A 2,801-nucleotide genomic window follows, 5' to 3' on the forward strand; every position below is an offset into this window, starting at 1 on the left:
CATACCGTAACTCCACGGCTTTCGCATACAACTTCGCCATCACTCCCTTGATCAACCCGGGTATCCGGGCGAATATGTGGGTTGAATGGGATACCCTCCGCCATGTTGCGTCGGTTACGCCAAGGCTGCGACCCAACATTACGTTCTTCATCAACGGCGATACAAGGATCGAGGTGTTCAGTGAAATGGTATTCAATGCACCTGATGGCGACTTCAGCAGTACTGAGCTGTGCTCGAACCGTTTCGGCTTCCTCTTTTCATGGCGTTTCTTGCCGAAATCATGGCTATATGTTGCACTGAATGATTACCGGGCACAGGATGAATTTGGCTCACTACAGCGGCAGTATCAGATCGGAGCGATCAAGGCGAAATATCTACTTTACTTTTAGACCAGTTGTATCTACTATTTCAGGACACTTGCGTGCAATAATATTGAGGAGGTAGGCAATGAATGAAGAAAACAAAGAGAAGATCAACAAGATCATCGAGGACCGAAAGCACGCGCATGAGTATTTGAAAGCAAAAAAATCGAGGACATACGAGGCATTTCTCGAAATGGAGAAGGCGGCGTTTTCATCCGGTGCACTCGAAAAGAAATACAAGGAAATGATCGCTATTGGGATATCGATCGTCATCGATTGTGAATCGTGTCTGCAGTGGCATATACGGGAAGCATTGAATGCGGGTGCAACAGAAGAACAGGTCCTGGAAGCGATCGATGTCGGCATGGAAATGGGTGGCGGGCCGGCCACGGTGACAAGCCGTTTTGCCATAAGCGTTCTGGAACATTACACGCGGAAAGATAGTCCTGGATCATCTGTTTAAAGACCAAGGAGAGTTGAATATGAATGACGTTCAAATTCGTCGTGCGGTCGTAGACGACGAGGCACGGATACGTGAACTGCTCAGAGAATCTCAACTGCCGTTCGAGGATGTTGGAAAACACCTGGGTAACTTTCTGGTAGCAGAGCATAATAATGCCGTCGTCGGTGCTGTGGGGTTGGAAGTATACGGCGAGATAGCACTTCTCCGGTCGCTCGCGGTCAAGACTTCCCACAAGAACAAAGGTATTGGCCGGAAACTGTACGATGGAATTATCGCGCATGCCCGGCTCAAAGGACTCAATAGATTTTATCTTTTGACTACAACGGCCGATCAACTTTTCCGTAAATTGGGTTTTAGTGATGTCGATCGAAATAAATTACCCGATGAAATCCGCATGACAGAGGAATTCAGTAAGTTGTGCCCGGAGACAGCGGTATGTATGGCCAAGGACATCGAAAAAGATATCTATTACGTGCCGAAAAGCATGCAAGATCTCGCCGAGAGAATCCCAGGAGCTAACATGCTGGCTGTTTCCCTGGAAAAGGCTATGCTGACTTATTTTGAGGTTGCCCCGGGTACAAGGTTTGAAAGACACCAACACGAGAGCGAGCAGATAACCTTCGTCATCGAAGGGGAACTTTTCTTCGAGATAGACGACCGTGTTGTAAGTCTGGGACCTGGCGAAGTCATCGCCATCCCCTCGAACGCACCTCATGCAGCGTACGCCGATGCCGAACATGTGCGCGCTGTCGATGCATGGTCTCCAGTCCGGATAGACTTCGTTCAAAAGACATGAAAGGGCAGGTATTTTATGAAAAAAATTGTTGAGGGAAACATATTGAACCCATTGCCAGTAGCACTTGTAGGTACATTGATTAACGGGCGGCCAAATTATGCTGTAATAGGGTACATGTCGCCGTTCGATTTTGGAAAACATGTATTTTTCAGTCTTTATAAAAAACGTTATACTCGGATCGGTATTCAGGAGAACAAGACATTCAGCGTGAATATACCGTCAGAAGAAATGATCAAAGAAGTTGTGATCTGCGGGAGCAAATCCGGCCGTGATGTCGATAAATCGCAGCTCTTTCACAATTTTTACGGTGATCTCGAAACGGCGCCGATGATAAGAGAGTGTCCTCTGAATATGGAGTGCAGTGTTACTGAGATCCTCGATTACGATCCCAATGAAGGCATAATCGGCAAAGTGGTGAAATCTTATGTTGATCCAGAGTTTGCGATTGATGGCAATGTCGATATGCAAAGTGTCAAGCTGATGGCGTGGACAACTGGCGGTGATTTCGCCTATTACCGGCTCGGCGAGAAGATAACGCTGACCGGAGAGGAAACTGCATGATCTCGTAGGTGCACATTGACATCGGATGTTCGACGAGTAGAATTAAATACACGTTGGACACCAGGTTAGATAGTAGCTAGAGGAGGATATACTATGGAATCAAAAGCGATCATATGCCAGAGTTGTGGTATGCACATGCAGAAAGATGAAGATTTCGGCACGAATGCCGACGGCACAAAGAACGGTGAGTATTGCTGTTTCTGCTTCAAGGATGGTGGTTTCACCGACGAAGGGATCACTATGGAGCAGAAGATAGACAAATTAGTGGAACTTGCCGTATCGCATATGCAGATACCCAAGGAAAAAGCCCGTGCGATGGCCGAAGAGATCATCCCCAAATTGGGAAGATGGTGTCAGTGATGAGTAGCCTGGGGTGAAAGATTCATGAACGATAAGTATGGAAGGTTACTTGACGGCACGAGGAGGCCAACAGAAAAGACTGTGATGGCAACGTTGGGGACGCGGGCAAGTTCACTCTGGAAACAACTCAGAGCATTTCTACAGGTGAACTACGATCATGTGCCTGAGTTGCTCTTCGGCGGACAGAAATACGGCTGGTGTTTTAAATACAGAAGAAAAAATAAGACGCTCTGCGTGTTGTTTCCAGAATCGAAAGCAT

The 2,801-nt window shown here is 47.1% G+C and carries 6 protein-coding genes; all 6 read left to right on the forward strand.

Translation table 11 applies throughout. The features are described 5' to 3' along the window. Window positions 1–389: hypothetical protein (locus OEV79_12510; protein MDH4212258.1), on the forward strand; the 389-nt coding region annotated here is incomplete at its 5' end. Window positions 390–447: 58 nt separating this feature from the next. After that, complete coding sequence (locus OEV79_12515; GenBank protein ID MDH4212259.1) at window positions 448–825, forward strand: carboxymuconolactone decarboxylase family protein; 378 nt, start codon at window positions 448–450, stop codon at window positions 823–825. A gap of 19 nt (window positions 826–844) precedes the next feature. Beyond that, complete coding sequence (gene arsN2 / locus OEV79_12520; GenBank protein ID MDH4212260.1) at window positions 845–1,621, forward strand: arsenic resistance N-acetyltransferase ArsN2; 777 nt, start codon at window positions 845–847, stop codon at window positions 1,619–1,621. Between the two features lie 15 nt (window positions 1,622–1,636). After that, a complete protein-coding gene (locus OEV79_12525; protein MDH4212261.1) occupies window positions 1,637–2,182 on the forward strand; it encodes a flavin reductase family protein in 546 nt (181 codons plus the stop codon). A 93-nt stretch (window positions 2,183–2,275) separates the two neighbouring features. Further along, window positions 2,276–2,542, forward strand: coding sequence for a zinc ribbon domain-containing protein (locus tag OEV79_12530; GenBank protein MDH4212262.1), 267 nt, complete (start codon window positions 2,276–2,278; stop codon window positions 2,540–2,542). Between the two features lie 24 nt (window positions 2,543–2,566). Next, window positions 2,567–2,801, forward strand: a 235-nt coding sequence (locus OEV79_12535; protein MDH4212263.1) for a DUF3788 domain-containing protein, incomplete at its 3' end; no start/stop codon positions are given.

It is taken from the genome of candidate division WOR-3 bacterium (assembly GCA_029858255.1).
In the GTDB taxonomy this organism is placed as follows: domain Bacteria; phylum Hydrothermota; class Tepidihabitantia; order SM23-42; family SM23-42; genus SM23-42.

Coding starts and splice junctions, on each gene's coding strand:
- OEV79_12515 (MDH4212259.1), top strand. CDS start 448: ATGAATGAAGAAAACAAAGAGAAGATCAACAAGATCATCGAGGACCGA.
- arsN2 (MDH4212260.1), top strand. CDS start 845: ATGAATGACGTTCAAATTCGTCGTGCGGTCGTAGACGACGAGGCACGG.
- OEV79_12525 (MDH4212261.1), top strand. CDS start 1,637: ATGAAAAAAATTGTTGAGGGAAACATATTGAACCCATTGCCAGTAGCA.
- OEV79_12530 (MDH4212262.1), top strand. CDS start 2,276: ATGGAATCAAAAGCGATCATATGCCAGAGTTGTGGTATGCACATGCAG.